Source organism: Streptomyces sp. 1-11 (assembly GCF_007176755.1).
Taxonomy (GTDB): Bacteria; Actinomycetota; Actinomycetes; order Streptomycetales; family Streptomycetaceae; genus Streptomyces.
Genome location: NZ_BJTV01000004.1, coordinates 221,840 through 237,913 on the forward strand (window position 1 = coordinate 221,840; position 16,074 = coordinate 237,913).

Below are 16,074 nucleotides of genomic sequence, written 5' to 3' on the forward strand. Positions count from 1 at the left end.
TTTCCGGCATCTCCGGATGGGGCCTCTGCCTACAGAAGGAGAAAGTCATGGCACAGGGAACCGTGAAGTGGTTCAACGCCGAAAAGGGTTTCGGCTTCATCGCGCAGGACGGCGGCGGCCCCGACGTCTTCGCCCACTACTCGAACATCCAGACCCAGGGCTTCCGTGAGCTCCAGGAAGGCCAGCGGGTCTCCTTCGACGTCACGCAGGGCCAGAAGGGCCCGCAGGCGGAGAACATCGTCCCCGCCTGATCGCCGGACGCGTACCCGCTCACCGGGGCCCGCACCGAAATGGTGCGGACCCCGGTTTGTGCTGTTTCCAGGAAGGCAGACCACCGCATGCCCCGCAGACCCCAGAAGCCGAACCGGCGCGCCTCTTCACCCCCATCGCCCGCGTCGTCGGCAAGGGAATTCCGGCTGCCGGAGAACACCACACCCGCACTCCCCGCCGTCGAGGACTTCGCCGCCCTGGACATGCCGGCGGCTCTGCTGAAGACGCTCACCGCGCAGGGTGTCACCACCCCCTTCCCCATCCAGGCCGCCACGCTGCCCAACTCGCTCGCCGGGCGTGACCTGCTGGGACGGGGCCGTACCGGCTCCGGCAAGACCCTGGCCTTCGGCCTGGCGCTGCTGGCCCGCACGGCCGGGCTGCGCGCGCAGCCCAAGGCGCCGCTCGCCCTCGTGCTGGTGCCCACCCGGGAACTCGCCCAGCAGGTGACGGACGCGCTGACCCCGTACGCGACGTCGGTGAACCTCCGGCTGGCCACCGTGGTCGGCGGACTGTCCCTCACCAAGCAGGCCACCACCCTGCGGCGCGGCGCCGAGGTGCTCGTGGCCACCCCCGGCCGGCTCAACGACCTCGTCGAGCGCGGCGACTGCGTCCTGGACGACGTGCGCATCACGGTGCTGGACGAGGCCGACCAGATGACCGACATGGGCTTCCTGCCGCAGATCACCAAGCTGATCCAGCGTGTACGGCCCGACGGGCAGCGGATGCTCTTCTCGGCCACCCTGGACCAGAACATCGACCGCCTGGTGCAGCGGTTCCTGACCGACCCCGTGGTGCACTCCGTGGACCCGTCGGCGGGAGCGGTGACGACCATGGAGCACCACGTGCTCCACGTCCTGGACGGCACCGACAAGGAGGCCGTCACCACCCGCATCGCCGCCCGTGACGGCCGGGTCATCCTCTTCCTGGACACCAAGCGGTCCGCCGACCGGCTCGCCAAGCGGCTGCTGGCCGTCGGCGTCCGCGCGGCGGCCCTGCACGGAGGCCGCTCCCAGCCGCAGCGCAACCGCACCCTGGAGCAGTTCAAGGACGGCCGGGTCACCGCGCTGGTGGCGACGAACGTCGCGGCCCGCGGCATACACGTCGACGACCTCGACCTCGTCGTGAACGTCGATCCGCCCGCCGACCACAAGGACTACCTGCACCGGGGCGGCCGCACGGCACGCGCCGGCGGTTCCGGCAGTGTGGTCACCCTGGTCCTGCCGGAGCAGAAGCGGGACATCACCCGGCTCATGTCGGACGCCGGCATCCGCCCCCGCACGGCCCGCGTGAAGTCGAGCGACGCGGAACTGGTCACGATCACCGGCGCGCGCGAGCCGTCCGGTGTGCCCGTCACCATCGAGGTCCCGCAGCCGGCGGCGCCTGCGGCGTCCCGCCCGGAGCAGAAGGCCGGCGCCGGGCGCGGCGGGCGGTCCGGACGACGGCGCCGGAGCGGCGGCGGAGGCGGCGCGGCGACGGGTGCGGCCGCCACGACGGGCGGCCGTGGACCGGACCGCAGGGCCGCCGCCGGGGCAGCGGGCGGTGACGCCTCCGCGACCGGCGGGCGCGGCTCCGGCCGCCGTACCGGGTCCGCCCGGGCCGCGGGCACTGCCTCCGGCACGGGCGGCCGCGGCGCCGAACGCCGGTCCGGGGCAGGCGCGGCCGCCGGCACCACGGCCGGGAAGGACGGACGCGGATCCCGGCGCCGGGCGGCGGGCGGCGGAGCCACCGGCGGAGCCACCGGCGGCGCCGCCGGCACCGGCGGCCGCGGTACCGACCGCCGGGGCGGCCGCCGTCCCACGGCCACCTAGGCAGCCACACCGGCTCCCCGGGCACCGCACGGCGTTCCCGGAGCGCCCGGTGCTCAGACCAGGACCAGCACGGCCGTGATCATCACGGCGATCAGGCCGACCAGGCCCCCGATCACACAGCCCGGGTTGCTCGTCAGCTCGCCCAGCCGGGCCCGGACGGCGGACAGCCGTCCGGTGCCCGCCGGCGGCCCGGGCGAGTCCGGGGACGTGGCGGGGGCCCGGTGGGCCGGCCGCGCTGTGGGCTGCGCCGTGGGTGGCGCCGGCGGGGCGGCGGACGCCGCCGCGTTGCGGATCGCCTCCCGCAGCAGCAGGCTCCACAGCTCCGGCGGCAGGTCGGGGACCTGCCCGTTCGCCGGTTCGACGACCGTCTGCCAGAGCCAGTTGCCCGTGGTGGGGTGCCGGTCCCGGCTCATGCTGTAGAACAGCTCCCGCAGATCGGCCAGATAGCGGTCGTCCCGGGCCAGCGGCGCCACGGCCCACTGGAACACCCGGGCCGCGCGGTCGGCCATCGCGGCCCTCGACAGGGTGGGCTCGGTGCCGGGCGGATGCGGCGCGAAGTAGAGGTTCCGGGCCAGCACTTCGGCGCACAGCGCGTGCCGTGTGTCCGGGTGACGCGCCCGGAGGCGGTCCGTCCTGCCCAGCTCCTCCAGGACCAGGTCGAGCGCGTCCGGCGGGAGTCGGCGGGAGCGGAGTTCGTCCAGCAGGACCTCGTCGGACTGTCCGCGCAGTTCCGCTGCCGGGATCCGGAGGCCCGTGCCGTCCCCGCGCCGGTGGTCGCGCGGGTCCCGGTGGCGGGCTCGGCTGTCCGGGGCGCCCGGTACGGCTCCGACCGCCGCGGCCGCCGCGGTGTCGAACCCGTCGGGGAGCGACGGCACCGGCCGCCCGCCGGTCCCGTACCCGGTCGAGGCGCCGGGGGCGGGAGCGGGATCACCGCGGCCCGGTCCTGAGGTGGGCGAGTACTCGCCGGGGGCGAGGCCGGGAACACGCGCGGGACGAGGCGGGGAGACCGGTTCGGGCGCGCGCACCGGGCGGGGCGGGGCCGCGGGTTCGGGTGCGCGCACGGGCTGGGGCGGCGGCTCGTACGGAGGCGCGGGGCGGGGCTCATGCCCAGGCGTGGGTGCGGGGCCACGTGACGGGGACTGCACCGCGGGGTCGCGCGACGACGACCCGCGCAGCGGCCCGGGGTCACGGGACGGGGGCTCGCGCAGCACTGCGGGATCATGCGGTGACGGCTCACGCGGTGACGCGGGGTCGCGTGCGGGTGGCTCACCCAGGGCCGCCGGGTCGTACGGCGACGGCTCACGCGGTGACGCGGGGTCGCGTGCGGGTGGCTCACCCAGGGCCGCCGGGTCGTACGGCGACGGCTCACGCCCCGGCTCAGAGCCACGTGACGATGGCTCACGCAAGGCCTCCGGATCGTACGGCGACGCCTCACGACGCGACTCAGAGCCGCGTGACGATGGCTCACGCGGGACCGCCGGGTCGTACGGCGACGGCTCACGCAAAGACCCAGAGCCGCGTGACGATGGCTCGCGCAGGGCCACCGGGTCGTACGGCGACGGCTCTCGCGAAGGCGCGGAGCCATGTGACGGGGGTTCGCGCAGGGCCGTGGAGTCGTGCGGTGGCGGCTCGCGTACCGGATCGGGTTCGCGTAGCGGTGCGGGCTCCGGAGCGGGTTGGTGCCGGGTCCGGGCGGGTGGGCGGTCGGGGCCGAGGATGTCGCGCAGGCGGGCGCGCCGCCGCTCCCAGTCGAGGCCCGCGCCGTCGGCGAGTTCCTTGACGAGCTGGGGCACCCCGGGCGGCGCGTCGCGGTTGGCGAGGAGGTGCTCCACCAGGCGTGCGGCCGCCCGCTGTTCGAACTGGGGCTCCCCCGTCCGGCGGCCCCTGATCCGGGCCAGCGGGCCGGACCCGCCCGTGTCCGGCTCCCAGCGCGGCACGGCCATCAGCCGCAGCGGGTGGGTGTCCACGGTGTCGTAGGTGGCGAACGTCCACTCCTGCCGCAGCCAGGAGTGGAAGATCAGGAACAGCCCGAGGTACACCAGCGGCACCTGGTCCGCGTCCGGCCAGTCGCGCGGCGGCTTGTCCTCCAGGAGCAGCGACACCCGCTGCGCCGGGTCCCGGAGCAGTTCGGCGGTGGCCAGGATCAGCGCGTGCTGGACGCCGGGCAGCGCGTCCCGCATGCCGCGCAGCCGTCCGCGCGCCAGCTCGTCGAGGTCCGCGCAGTCGATCACGGGCTGCGGGCCCTTCACCTGTTCGGCCTTCTCCTGGGTGCCCCAGCCCCGGTACGCGAGACCCAGGCACTGGCGGGTCATCAGAGCCCGGGGACCGCCGAAGAGGACATGGCTGACCGTGGACGGCCGGCCGCCCCGGTCGGTGGTGGGCCAGCGCTGGACGAGCATGACGTCGCCGTCGCGGGACACGGCGCGCACCACGCTCGGCCGGGCCGCCGCCGTGCCGGACACCCACAGCAGCCGGCCGAGTTCCCGGCCCAGCCGCTCGGCCCGCTCGGGCGAGCAGGAGTGGGCGACGGCGCTCATGCCGGTGCCCTGACGGCCGTGGTTGCCGTCCCAGCGGAAGACGACCTGGTGCACCGCACCCCGGTCCTGGAAGCCGTTCACTGATGTTCCCCTCCCCCGGACGAGCCCACGGGCCCCCCGGCTCTCTGCCCTTCCTCCCACGGCACCGTCTCCAGCACGGGGCTCTCCCCGGCCGCCAGCGCCTCGGCGCCGCCCGGCACGTCGATCAGCCCGTGCATGGCCAGCAGCGCCAGCAGCGGCTCGAGCACCCGCCGCGGGCCGGCGCCGGCCGGATAGCGGCCGTGCGCCTCCTGTCCGCCGGTGGCGGAGGCGACGTGCAGGGTGCACCGGCGGATCGCGTCGAAGGGGCGCAGCCAGGCCTGGCCGGCGTGCCGGCGCAGCAGCCCGTAGACGTCCCGGCTCTCCTCGCGGACCCGCGCGGGGTCGAGCGAGGTGGCGGGTGGGCGGGCCAGCCAGCGGTCGACGGGCGGCTGGAACCTGAGCAGGTCCGCCTTGCCGAGCACCATCGCGGCCGGCACGTCCAGGTACGGGCCGTTCTTCGGCAGCCGGTCCAGTACGGTGCCGAAGGCGAGGTCGCCGTCCCGGTTCACCTCGACGTCCAGGCGTTCCCTGACGTGGTCGAGCTGGGGCAGCGGCAGGGCCAGCGCCGGGTCGACGACGAAGATCAGGGCGTCGACGCCGAGCAGGAAGCGCAGCGCCGCGTCGGTGCGTACGAGGTCCTCGCCGCCGAGGTCGAAGAAGGCGACCGGACGCACCCGGCCGCGCGCGTCGGTGATGAGCAGCGACTCCACGAAGCGGGCGAAGTCGTCCAGGCCGAGGGCGGCCGTGTGGTCCAGGACCCGGCCGCTGCGCAGCGGCTGCACCCGTTCCCGTACGAACCGCGCGTGCTGTTCGGGGTTGACCGACTGCCACTTGAGTCCGAACGGTTCGAGGCCGCCGTCGGTGACGGCCGCGATCATCTGGGTCAGCAGATGGCTCTTGCCGGTGGAGGACTGGCCGACCATCGCGACGGTCAGCGGGCGGCCGTACGTCAGGTAGGGCACCGGGATGAAGTGCTCGGGGAAGTCCGGGTCGGCGGTGCACTTCTGCACGGCGCCGCGCATGACGTCGTTCCGCCGGACCGGGTTGTTGATGCCGGCCAGGTCCAGCGGCTTGTACTGCATCCTGCTGTCGGTGACGAACAGCTTGCCGAGGTCGAGCCGGATGGTCTCCAGGCAGTAGGGGCACAGCACTTCGCCGGCGCCCGGGCCGTCCGCCGCGGCCCCGGAGCCGTCCGCGGGCCGGGCCGCCGGTGCCTGCCGTTTGAGCCGCAGGGCCTCCTCGAAGGCCTGCCGGTGCGGGCGCTCCTCGTCGGCGGGCAGGGCGAGCCGGACCCGGCGGGCGGCGCCGGGCGCGAGGAGTTCGAGCAGCTGGGCGGGCGTGGGCCGGTCGGCGGCGCGCGGGGCGAAGGCCTGCCGCAACGTCCCGTCCAGCGCCCGGTGTTCGCCGAGGTCGGCGGGGGCCCGGTCGGCGGGTCCGGGCCGTCCGGTCACCAGCCGGTAGAGCACCTGGGCGGCGCTCCACACCGCATCCCGCGGGTCGGCCGGCCCGTCGCCCCGGCGCTGTTCGGGCGAGCAGTAGGGCGGCCGGCCCCACGGGGTCCGCGGCCGTCCGGTCCGGGTCATCGCCTCCAGCCCCCAGAGCTGGACCCGGGCGCCGTCCCAGAGCACGGTGGCGGGCGAGACGCCGCGCGGCACCAGGCCTTGGTCGGCCAGCAGGCACAGGGCGAGCATCAGGTCCCGGGTGAGGCGCTGCTGGTCGGTGGCGGCCATCACATGGGTGCGGGCGGCGGGGACGCCCCGGGGCGCCGCGTAGAGCAGGAAGGGCTCGGCGGCGTCCGGTTCGTAGCCGATGATGCGCGGGAAGAGCGCCGCGTACTCGGTGTCGTCGAGCACCCGGTGCAGGTGCAGCGCGGTGCCCGCCTCGGTGTCCAGCAGGGCGCGGGCCGCCGGGTTGGCCGCCTCGGCGGCGCCCAGGCGCACCTGCAGGCACTGCTGCCCCTCGTCGTCGAGCACGCAGTTGCGGATGAGCTGCGGCAGCAGCCGGTCGCGCCGGGACTCGGGCCCGAAGCGGGCGGGGGTGACGCGGCGCCGGCCCGAGGGCAGGTTGAACGCGAGTTTGTCCGTGGGCGGGCTGGTCACCGGCGGTCCTCTCCTTCGTGCGCGTGCGCCGGCCGGCACCCGTGCGCGGGCGGGCGGCCGGGGTGCGGGGTACGGGTCACCAGCGGTCGCCGTCCCCTCGGTCCTCCGGGTCGGGACCGTCGTAGCGGGGCGCCTGCTCGTACGGGGCCGCCTGCTCGTACGCCGTGGACGGCGGGTCGTACGCGTGGGAGCCGGTCCCGTACGCGTCCGTTCGGTCGTACGGGTCGGTTCGGTCGTAGGCGTCCGTGCGGTCGTAGGAGTCACGACGGTCGTAGGAGTCCTGACGGTCGTAAGACTCCTCACGCTCGTACGGCTCCTGACGGTCGTACGGCTCCTGCCTGCCGGTGGTGCGCGGGCGGTCGTACGGGTTCCCCGGCTCGTGCGGGTTCCCCGGCTCGTGCGGGTTCCCCGGCTCCTCCGGGGTCCTGCGGCCGTACGGGTCCGTGCCGTCGTCGGGGCCGGAGCCGTAGCGGGGGCGGACGGTCTCCACCACGCCCATCCGCAGCGGGGTGAGCCGGACCAGGCCGGCGTACCGTCCCGAGGAGGTCCACAGGACGTCCTCCGGCTGGGCCGAACCGCTGGACCGCCACGCCTTCTCCACCTCGTCGCGCACGGCCAGCGGCGCGAACCTGAGCCACACGGCGGCCGCCGGGTCGCGGCTGAGCAGCGCGCCCTGCTCGGGTGTGGAGAGCTGCACCACGGACTGCCGCTCGGTCTCCGCGCCGACCAGTTCGGCCGGCCGGTGCGGGTCCGTGCCGAGCAGGTTCGCCGAGGTGGCGCGGACCCGGCGCGGGGCGGCGAACGGCGGTGCCGCCAGCACCCCGTTGTGCTGGAGGTGGCGGCGGGCCGTCGACAGCACCTCGCGGACCCGCTCCTCGGTGCGCCGCACGGCGAGGGCGCCGGCCTGGCCGCGTTCGACGGCGCCCCAGTACGGCTTCATCGCCTCCAGGGCGGCGTCCGTCAGGTCGGCGGCCAGGGTGGCGACCAGCTCCGGTCCGCCCTCGCCGCTGTCCCGCTCGAGCCAGCGCGAGACCCCCTTGGCGCGGTCCCCGCGCGACCCGCCCGGAGTCCTCCCCCGGCTCTCCTGCGGCCCCTTCCCGTGCGCTTCGTCCCCCGCGGGCTCCTCCCACGCGGGTCCGTCCTGCCAGGCCGGCCCGTCCTGCCAGGCGTACACGCTGGCCCAGTCGCCCTCCGCGTCGTCGGGGCCGGCGTCGTCCGGCTCCAGGGCGGAGGGGCCGGTGAGCCAGTCGTCCTCGGCGGGCGGGCCGGCGTCCGGCGCGGTGAAGGCGCCCGGCGCGTCGAACCGTTCGGCCTCGGGCGCCGCCTCGGCCTCGGCCGCGGCGGCCGTCGCGCGCAGCATGCCGGCGACGGACCGGGCCGCGTCGGCGCAGTACAGGCGCTCCTCGACGGCCCAGTGCTCGCCGACCGCCTCGGCCAGCAGGGCGTCGAGCCGGTCCAGGGTGTGCCGCAGAGCGGCCGTCGTACGCCCCGGCTCCCAGGCGGCGGCCGCCGCCCGCCACAGCCGGCGGGCCGTCTCCACGGCGACGCCGGACCCGGCCGCCAGGGCGAGGCCGGCCGCCACGAGCGGGGGTCCGGCCGCGTACGCCACGGCCACCCCGGCCGCGGCGCCCGCGAACGCCGCGACGCGCGGGGCGACGGCCCAGCGGCCAGGGCGTCCGGCGCCGCGCAGCCGGGCCGCGCCGAGCGCCGCCACGCCGACGAACAGCAGCGGGACGACGAGCGCCAGCGGGAGGAACGGCCCCCGCCACAGCGCGCCGAGCAGCCCGGCGAGAGCCGCGAGCGGAGTGGCGGCCGGGAGACCGGGCGTCTCGGCGCCGTCCGCCGTCCCGGACCGCCGTGCCGCGGTGCCGCCCGCGGTGGCGGCCGTGCGCGCGTCGCCGCCGGGGACGGCGGCCAGCTTCGGCAGCAGCGCCGAACCGGGCACCGGCTCCACCCGGCCGGCCAGACCGGTGAACCGCTGGGCCACCGACCGCATGGGCAGCGCCTGGCCGAGCAGTTTCCCGGCGAACTCCCGCAGGCCCTCGCCGATCCGGTCCCCGATGCCCTCGGCGGACGGGACCCGCAGGCCGAGGGCCGTGAGCCGCGCGGCCGACTCGGCGGGCGACGCGGTCGCGCCGCCGCCGCGCAGGGCGGCTCCGACGAGGTCCCGGTACTCCTCCAGCGCCCGGCGGGCCTGGTCGACGTCCGCCTCGAACGCGTCCCGGCGGCCGGGCCGCAGCAGCCCGGGCAGGCCCTGCAGCCCGGCCAGCGACTCCTCGGCGCGGTCGAGTGCCTCCGCGCAGGCGCGGTGGGCGTCGTCGGCCGCTCCGCCGGGCTCCCGGTGCCGCTGGTCCCGGCCGCCGCGGGCCGCGACCAGGCGGCGCAGCGGCTCCGGCAGATCGGCGCCGGAGGAGGCGGTCAGCGAGACGTCCGGCGGGAGTTCGGTGTCCTCGCCCGCGAACCGGGTGAGCGCGTCGCGCCAGGCCCGGTCACGCACCTCCGGCGGCAGGTCCTGCTCCAGCAGCCGCACCCCGGGCGCCGCGACGGCCTCGGGCAGCGACCCGATCGCCCGCAGCACCCCGCGGTAGAGGTCGGGCACCGACAGCACGTCGACCAGGACGGCCAGCGCGTCCGGGTCGTCGGCGGCGGGCTGCTCCAGGGCGGTGTGCGCCGAGCGCAGGTCACCGGCCCACAGCAGCCCGGTGCCCGAGGTCCGCAGCACGGCGGGCCGCACCAGCCTGCGGTCGGGCTGGAACGCCTCGCCCTCACCGGCGTACGAGCCGGGCGCGCTGCCGACCAGCAGCACCAGGAGCCTGACCTCGCCCACCGCGCGGTAGCCGGTGAGCAGTTCGTACTGGAGCTGGTGGTCGGTCAGCCCGGCCGGGGTGTCGACCACCAGGAAGAGCGGGTCGTCGGGTTCCGGCAGTCCGGCCCGGCCCAGTTGCCGGGCCACCCGGGAGCGCAGGGCCGAGGCGCTGTCCAGCTCCGCCGCACCCGCTCGCAGGTCCAGGTGGATGACGGCTGCGAAGTCCTGAGCGGTGCTCACTGGGCGTCACCGTCCCAGGGGTTGCGGCGGGTCCGGTCGCGGTCGGCGCCGCCGCCGTGCCCTCCCGGTCCAGCGGGGTCGTCCCAGGGCGCCGCGGGCACGTCCTGGCGGCGCGGCCGTTCCTCCGCACCGCTCCCGGCGGGGTCACGGTCGTCCCGGCGGCCCTCCCGCTCGGTCCAGGTCTCCCTGCCCCCGTCGTCCTCGGCGCCGCGCCGGCCGTCGCGGTCCTCGCCGTGGGGGCGCTCGTAGCCGCGCCGGCGGGCGCCCTCCCGGTCGCCGCCCCAGCCTTCGTCGTCGTCCTTGCGGAACCGGTCGCCGCGATCCTCGCCGCGCCGCCGCTCGTCGCCGTACGGCCGCTCGTCGTACGGACGCTCGCCGTACGACCGCTCGCCGTAGGACCGTTCCGCCCCGTAAGGCCGCTCCTCCGCGTACGGCCGCTCCTCCGTGTGCGCGCGGTCGTAGCCGCGCGGGCGGGCGGCGTCGCCGTCGGCGGGGTCCCCTCGGTCGGGTGCTCCCCGGTGGGTGTCGTAGGAGGAGACGGGGGCGGTGCCCCAGTCGTCGTCGTCGGCCACCGGGCGCCGGGGTTCCGTCGCGTCCCGGCGGGGCCGGTCCGGTGAGCCGCCGCGCACGTGCTCCAGCAGGGTGCGCAGGGTCGGCTGGACGGCGCGCTGGTCGCCGAACTCCTCGTCCAGCGCGGCCGGCAGGGTCTCCGCCCAGAACTCCCACAGCGGCCGCACCCAGCCCTCGACCCGCTCGCCGCCGCGCTCCCGGCGGTCGGCCAGCAGCTCGAGCTGGCGCGGGGCGATCTTCTCGACCAGCTCGACGAAGAGCGGGTGCGGTTCGCTGCCGGTGCGGGCCAGGCCCAGCGGCTGCGCGCCCATCAGCTTGCGGCAGTAGTCCTCGACCGTCCGCTCGTCATCCAGCACCGTCCAGCGCTCGTACGACCGCAGCAGCTCCGCCCAGCTCGACACCCCGCCGGGGAAGTCGCCCAGGCGCAGCCGGACGCCGGGCACATGGGGGCCGGTCTCCGGGAACAGCCGCAGCCTGACCCGCTCCGGGGAGGCCGGGTCGCCGTCGACCACGTCCACCTGGCCGTTCCACATGCAGCACAGCAGCCGGTGCAGGATGGTGCGCCGGTCCTCCTCGCCGCTGACCATCCAGCTGTCGCGGTGCCCCAGGCGCTGCCTCCAGCGCAGCACGTCCTGGGCCTGCTCGGACTCCTTCGCCCGGGCCCACTGGCGCAGCACCTTGCGGGCCTCGGGTACCTGGGTGAGGCTCATCTCGCTGCGGAAGAGGACGACGGTGATGGAGTCGCTCTCCACGCCGCGGTACTCCACGGAGTGCTTCGCGTCCGAGGGCAGCCGCAGCGTCTTGGCGAGGTACTCCTGCACCTCCTCCCCCGACTGCACCCGCGGGTGGGTGACCAGGACCCGCAGCGGTCCGGTGCCCTCCGGGGTGAACCCGACGGGCAGCAGCCCGGCGAGCTTGCGTCCGAACAGGTCGAGCGCCTCCTTGCTGACCTGGTCGGTCGCCTCCTGGTCGCCCGCGGCGGCGGACAGCAGGGTCCCCATGGACGGCAGCAGCGGCCGTTCCTCCAGGTGGGTGCCGCTCTCGGCGAACAGCCGGGTGATCCGGGCCTCCAGCTGGCCCTTGACCTGGGCGACGGCGCCGTCCGGGTCGCGGCGGCTGCGGGTGTGGACGCGCCGCCAGGTGTCCCCGTCGACCAGCTTGAGCAGCAGCGCCGCCTCGTAGTCGGTCTCCCGCAGGCCCTCACGCCGGATCAGGCGGGCGACGACGTCCTCGTAGAAGTGGTTGAGGGTGCGCTGCGGCGGCAGCAGGTAGGAGATGCCGGTGCGGTCCTCGTACAGCTCGTGGCCCTTCTGCGCGGAGGCCTTGCGCTCCTGGTCGCCGTGGTTGCGGAAGGCCCGCACCAGCCGGTCGAGGTCGGCGCCGGCCGCGTCCGCCTGCGGCTGCCAGAGCTGCTGCTGGTCGCGCCAGGCCTCGTGCCAGATCAGGCGGCAGCGCCACTCGTACCAGGCGTCCTGCTCCTGGATGGCGGCCTGGACGGCCTCGTCGCCCCAGCGGGCCGGGGCCATGCCGGCGAGCTGGCCCTTGATCCGGGGGATCTTGGGCGGCTGTTCGGTGACCCCCGCCGGGCGCTGCGGTGCGCGGGCGCGGCTGTCCAGCATGCCGAGGAAACCGAGCCGGACGATCCCGTTGTCGCTGTCCGGTATGCCGCGTACGACGCGTTCGACGAGGAAGGGGTCGGCGCCCTGGAGCAGCTTGTCGACGGCGGGGCGCGGGGCGAACCGTTCGGCCATGACCGCGCATTGGTGCTCGGCGTCCCCGCGCAGGGCGGCGAGCTGACGTTGCATGTCGACGATGCGCTCGCCCAGCGCCTGCTCGACGTTCTTGCCGCCGCGCGGCAGCGGTTCGGGCTCGGGCACCGGCAACTGCCGCCGCTCCCACAGCGCTTCGAGGTGCGAGTCGGCGAACAGCTGCCGGATCATCAGCACCCCGTTGTCGCCGCGCAGCGCGGCCCGGGGGCGTTCCACCAGCTCGGTGACCGCCTCGCGCAGCATCCGGCCGGCCACCAGGTCCGCCAGCTGGTCCATGGGCGCGGTCATGGAGGCGACCAGGCTGGTGGAGACCCCCTGCCGGCCGATGCCGGTCGGCGACAGCGAACTGCGGGCGACGCCGCGGTTGATGAAGCTCGCGGAGAAGGTCTGGTAGTCGTCGTCGGCGGCCGTCTTGCGGCCCCGGGAGCGGCCGTCGCCCAGCTCGGTGCCGATCAGCGACATCATCAGGGAGACGATGGAACGGCGCAGGTCGTCGGGCCGGATGCCGGCGGTCGGGCTGAACAGGAAGGCCGTGGGCAGGATTCCGGTGCGCAGCCGGACGGGTGTGGTGCCGGGGTAGCGGATGCCGAATCCCGCGTCGTGGTCGAGGTCGCCGATCTCGGCGCCCTCGGTCGGCGCGTTCTGCCGGTCCACCAGCCGGAACAGGTCCACCAGGGCCCGGGCCGCGTTGAGTTCCGCCTCGCGTCCGCCGCCGGTGGCGGCGGCGAACGAGGACGGCATCACGACCAGCGGGTAGATCTTCACCCCGTCGAACCGGCGCAGCTGGAAGGCGTGGTTGATGAGGTGCAGGTAGTCCAGGAAGATCCCGGCGCCGGTGCCGCCGGCCACCGAGAAGGCGACGAACACGTCGCAGCCCGTGACCCTGCCGCCGCCCAGCTCGCTGAGTTCACCGGCCGACTTGGCCATGGCGTCGATCGCCTGCAGCAGCGGCTCCAGGACCGGGGCGAGGCCGTAGCGGAGGGTGGCGAACAGGGCTGCCCGGCCGACGGTGGGGAGCTGGCCGGCGCCGTTGTGCAGCGGGGTGACCTCGGGCTCGCCGATGACCGGCGGCAGCCAGCCGGCGACCTCCTCGCGCAGGCTGGCCCGGAGCATCTTGGTGACCTCGGGCGAACTGTCGAAGTTCGGCAGCAGGTTGTGGGTGGCGCGGGAGGTCCTGGCGTACGCGGCCCGCAGCGACGGGTCCACGTTGAACTGCGGCAGCCGCTGCAGGTCGCTCTCGCTGTAGTCGGCGTAGACGAACTGGAGGCAGTCGGGGAGCTGGTAGGGGGCGTGGCCGCTCTGCCGGGTCAGTGCCATGCCGTCGGGGCCGCACAGTTCGGTGCGCAGCCTGCGTTCGAGTTCGGCGCCGACGAGTCCCCCGGTGCCGCCCAGGCCGACGAAGAGCATCGGCTGGAAGATCTTCATGGTTTCCTCCCCGCTCGCGGCCGGGGCGGCCGCGGGTTCGTGCTGGGAACGTCCGTTGTGGGTGCGGCCGGGGCCGCGGTGGGGTGCGGGGCGGGCGGTGAGCGGTCGGCTCCCGCACGCCCCGGCGTCACTCGTAGGAGCTGTAGGCGCCGGTGCCGGTGGTTCCGGACACGCCGGCGCTGTCGGCGGTGGGGGGCGCGGGGCGGCTGCCGGGCTGCTGCGGGCGGCGGCTCCGCTTCTTCGGGGGGCGTCTGTCCTCGCCGAGGGCCAGTTGCAGCGTCTCGGTCAGGGGGACCTGGCCGCGGACCGGTATCAGGGTCCGGCCGCCGCCCTTCCTGCGCAGGACCGCTCCGCCGCCCTTGGGGTTGCGCTGGACGGCGTACGGGCCCTGGGGGCGGCGTTCGATGCGGGGGCTGCGGTGCGCTTCGGCGACGGTGAACTCGTACCACTGCTTGTGGCCGTGCCCGGCCTGGTGTCCCGCCAGGAGGGTGCCGTCCTCCGCGACCAGTTGCAGCGTCAGGCCGTAGGGGTCCCTGGCGCGCCGGCGTTGCCGCGTCCAGGCCGCGGCCACCAGGACCAGCGCCACCAGCAGGGCGGCGGCGCCCAGGAAGTACAGCTTGTACTGGTCCCAGATGCCCGGCCGGGGCGTCACCCGCACCGAGAGCGGGGCGCGTACCAGGGTCCGGTCGTGGTCGGTGGTGTCGGCGACGGTGACGGTGCCGGCGAGCTTCAGCCCGTCGTGGCCGAGGCGGTCGCCGAAGACCCCGGCGGGGGCGACCTCGACGGTCACCTTCCGGGTGCCGCTCTCGCCGGGTGCGAGCGTGATCCGCGTGGGACCGACGGAGAGCAGACCGGGCTGGAGGTCGGTCACGGCGAGGCGCAGGGTGTGCGCGGCGCGGCTGGTGTTGTGCACGGCCAGGGTGCCGGTGACCTTGTCGCCGGGGTGGACGCCGGCGGCCGGCAGGTCGAGGGAGGTGGTGACGGGCAGCTGTCCGGGGGCGACCTCGCCGGTCTCGCTGCGGGTGTCGGCGCTGAGTCCGGCGGCGGTCAGCGTGGCGCTCACCTTCAGCGCGCCGTCGGCGCCCTTCGGGACGCGCGCGGAACCGGTGAAGGATCCGTCGCTCGCCGTCGGGTCGGCCGCCTTGCCGTCGTCGGCGAGGTCCAGGTCCATCGGGGCGAAGCCGTCGCCGGTGAGCGTGCTGCGCACCCGCAGCCCGGCGTAGTCGCGGGGGTGCCTGATCTGGTAGCCCTCGCGGGTCTGCAGCCGCATGGTCACCGTGACCTCGTCGCCGGCCTGCGGGGAGGGCGGGTCCATGGTGATGGCGCCGCGCAGTTCGCCCTGCCACAGGACGCTGACGGAGACGGGCAGCGAGCGGTGTCCCTCGGGCGCCTCGGCCTTCACCTTCCAGCGGCCGGGCAGCGGGTCGACGATCTTCAGCGCCTCCACCACACCGCTGCCGCCGGCCAGTTCGAAGGACGACTTGTGGTACGTGCCGTGCGTGGGCACCTTCTGGCCCTTGGGGTCGTAGTACGTGATCTCGACCGCGGGGTCGCCCTTGTCGACCACGATGCTGCCGACGGTCGCCAGCGGGGAGATGTCGATCTCCTGGGTGGACGGCGGCGGTGTCGGGGCGGGTCCGCGCTCGTGCCGCAGGCAGTGGGCGGCGGCGAAGATGTCCTCCAGGGTGGTGCCGATGGCGTCCGGCTCGACCTTCCTGGGTCCGGGGGTCGCGGACGGCAGGTCGACGCAGCCCTTCTGGTACCCGCCGGCGGCCATCCGCTTCAGCTCGTCCATGCGCGGCTGGTCCCCGAAGCCCAGCGGCCACACCTGCACGTGCTCGTTCCTGGCCTCCTTCAGCGCCAGGCCGAGCTGCCGGTCCCCCTCGGCGTCGCGGTGCGCGGGGTCGCCGTACTTGGGGCTGTCGCCGACGTCCATGTAGCCGTCGGTGAGCAGGAACAGCACACGGGGCTGCGACGGGTCGGTGCCGTCGGTGAGGTCGTGCACGCCCTGGCGTATCGCGCTCGGGAAGTCGGTGCCGGTGCCCTGGCTCCTGCTGCGGCTGCGCAGCTTGGTGACGCAGGCGCCGACGGTGTCGCGGCCCGCCGCGTCCAGCGCGGTCCGCGGGCACACCGGGTCCACCGCGCGCTGGCCGTCGGACTCGGCGGCGGCGAAGCCGAAGACGGTGACGTGGGACTGGGAGGAGACGTCGCCGAGCGCGATCCGGGCCGCGGCGGCCTTCTCGGCCTTCATGTCCGCGGCGGCGAGGCTCGCGGACTCGTCCACGGCCACGGCGTAGTTGACCGCCGGGAACGCCGGCCGCGTGTCCGCCGCCGGCGCCGGGTCGTGGCCCGGCGGCGCCAGGAGGGCGCCGGACAACGCGGCGCCCGCCAGCACCGCGACCGCGGCGCGGCGTGCCCCGCCCCATAGCGCTTGCCGTCTTCCCGTGACTGTTTCCACGGCGGTCCCCT

The 16,074-nt window shown here is 75.7% G+C and carries 7 protein-coding genes; 2 read left to right on the forward strand and 5 right to left on the reverse strand.

Annotation, left to right across the window (positions count from 1 at the left end):
* The first annotated feature begins 47 nt into the window (after positions 1–47).
* Together TNCT1_RS10705 and TNCT1_RS10710 are read left to right on the forward strand one after the other, a co-directional pair.
* A complete protein-coding gene (locus tag TNCT1_RS10705) occupies positions 48–251 on the forward strand; it encodes a cold-shock protein (protein WP_030180551.1) in 204 nt (67 codons plus the stop codon).
* 87 nt (positions 252–338) lie between these two features.
* Positions 339–2,078, forward strand: coding sequence for a DEAD/DEAH box helicase (locus TNCT1_RS10710; RefSeq protein ID WP_143630631.1), 1,740 nt, complete (start codon positions 339–341; stop codon positions 2,076–2,078).
* A 53-nt stretch (positions 2,079–2,131) separates the two neighbouring features.
* On the opposite strand, the gene TNCT1_RS10715 is transcribed toward TNCT1_RS10710, so the two are convergent.
* From TNCT1_RS10715 to TNCT1_RS10735, 5 genes are all read right to left on the reverse strand, one after another.
* Entirely contained in the window at positions 2,132–4,696 is a 2,565-nt protein-coding gene (locus TNCT1_RS10715; RefSeq protein WP_143630632.1) for a hypothetical protein, read from the reverse strand.
* Positions 4,693–6,795, reverse strand: a complete 2,103-nt coding sequence (locus TNCT1_RS10720) for a hypothetical protein (RefSeq protein ID WP_235902512.1) — start codon at positions 6,793–6,795, stop codon at positions 4,693–4,695. The genes TNCT1_RS10715 and TNCT1_RS10720 overlap by 4 nt, the downstream gene beginning before the upstream one ends.
* Positions 6,796–6,871: 76 nt before the next feature.
* Positions 6,872–9,841, reverse strand: a complete 2,970-nt coding sequence (locus TNCT1_RS35525; protein ID WP_160160388.1) for a hypothetical protein — start codon at positions 9,839–9,841, stop codon at positions 6,872–6,874.
* On the reverse strand, positions 9,838–13,605 hold the full coding sequence (locus tag TNCT1_RS10730) for a tubulin-like doman-containing protein (RefSeq protein ID WP_143630633.1): 3,768 nt from the start codon (positions 13,603–13,605) through the stop codon (positions 9,838–9,840). The genes TNCT1_RS35525 and TNCT1_RS10730 overlap by 4 nt, the downstream gene beginning before the upstream one ends.
* Positions 13,606–13,732: 127 nt before the next feature.
* Positions 13,733–16,063, reverse strand: a complete 2,331-nt coding sequence (locus TNCT1_RS10735; protein WP_216856608.1) for a VWA domain-containing protein — start codon at positions 16,061–16,063, stop codon at positions 13,733–13,735.
* Positions 16,064–16,074: the final 11 nt, after the last annotated feature.

What these genes read in the sequence shown, in the direction of transcription:
- TNCT1_RS10705 (WP_030180551.1), top strand. Translation starts at nt 48, where the DNA reads ATGGCACAGGGAACCGTGAAGTGGTTCAACGCCGAAAAGGGTTTCGGC.
- TNCT1_RS10710 (WP_143630631.1), top strand. Translation starts at nt 339, where the DNA reads ATGCCCCGCAGACCCCAGAAGCCGAACCGGCGCGCCTCTTCACCCCCA.
- TNCT1_RS10730 (WP_143630633.1), bottom strand. Translation starts at nt 13,605, where the DNA reads ATGAAGATCTTCCAGCCGATGCTCTTCGTCGGCCTGGGCGGCACCGGG.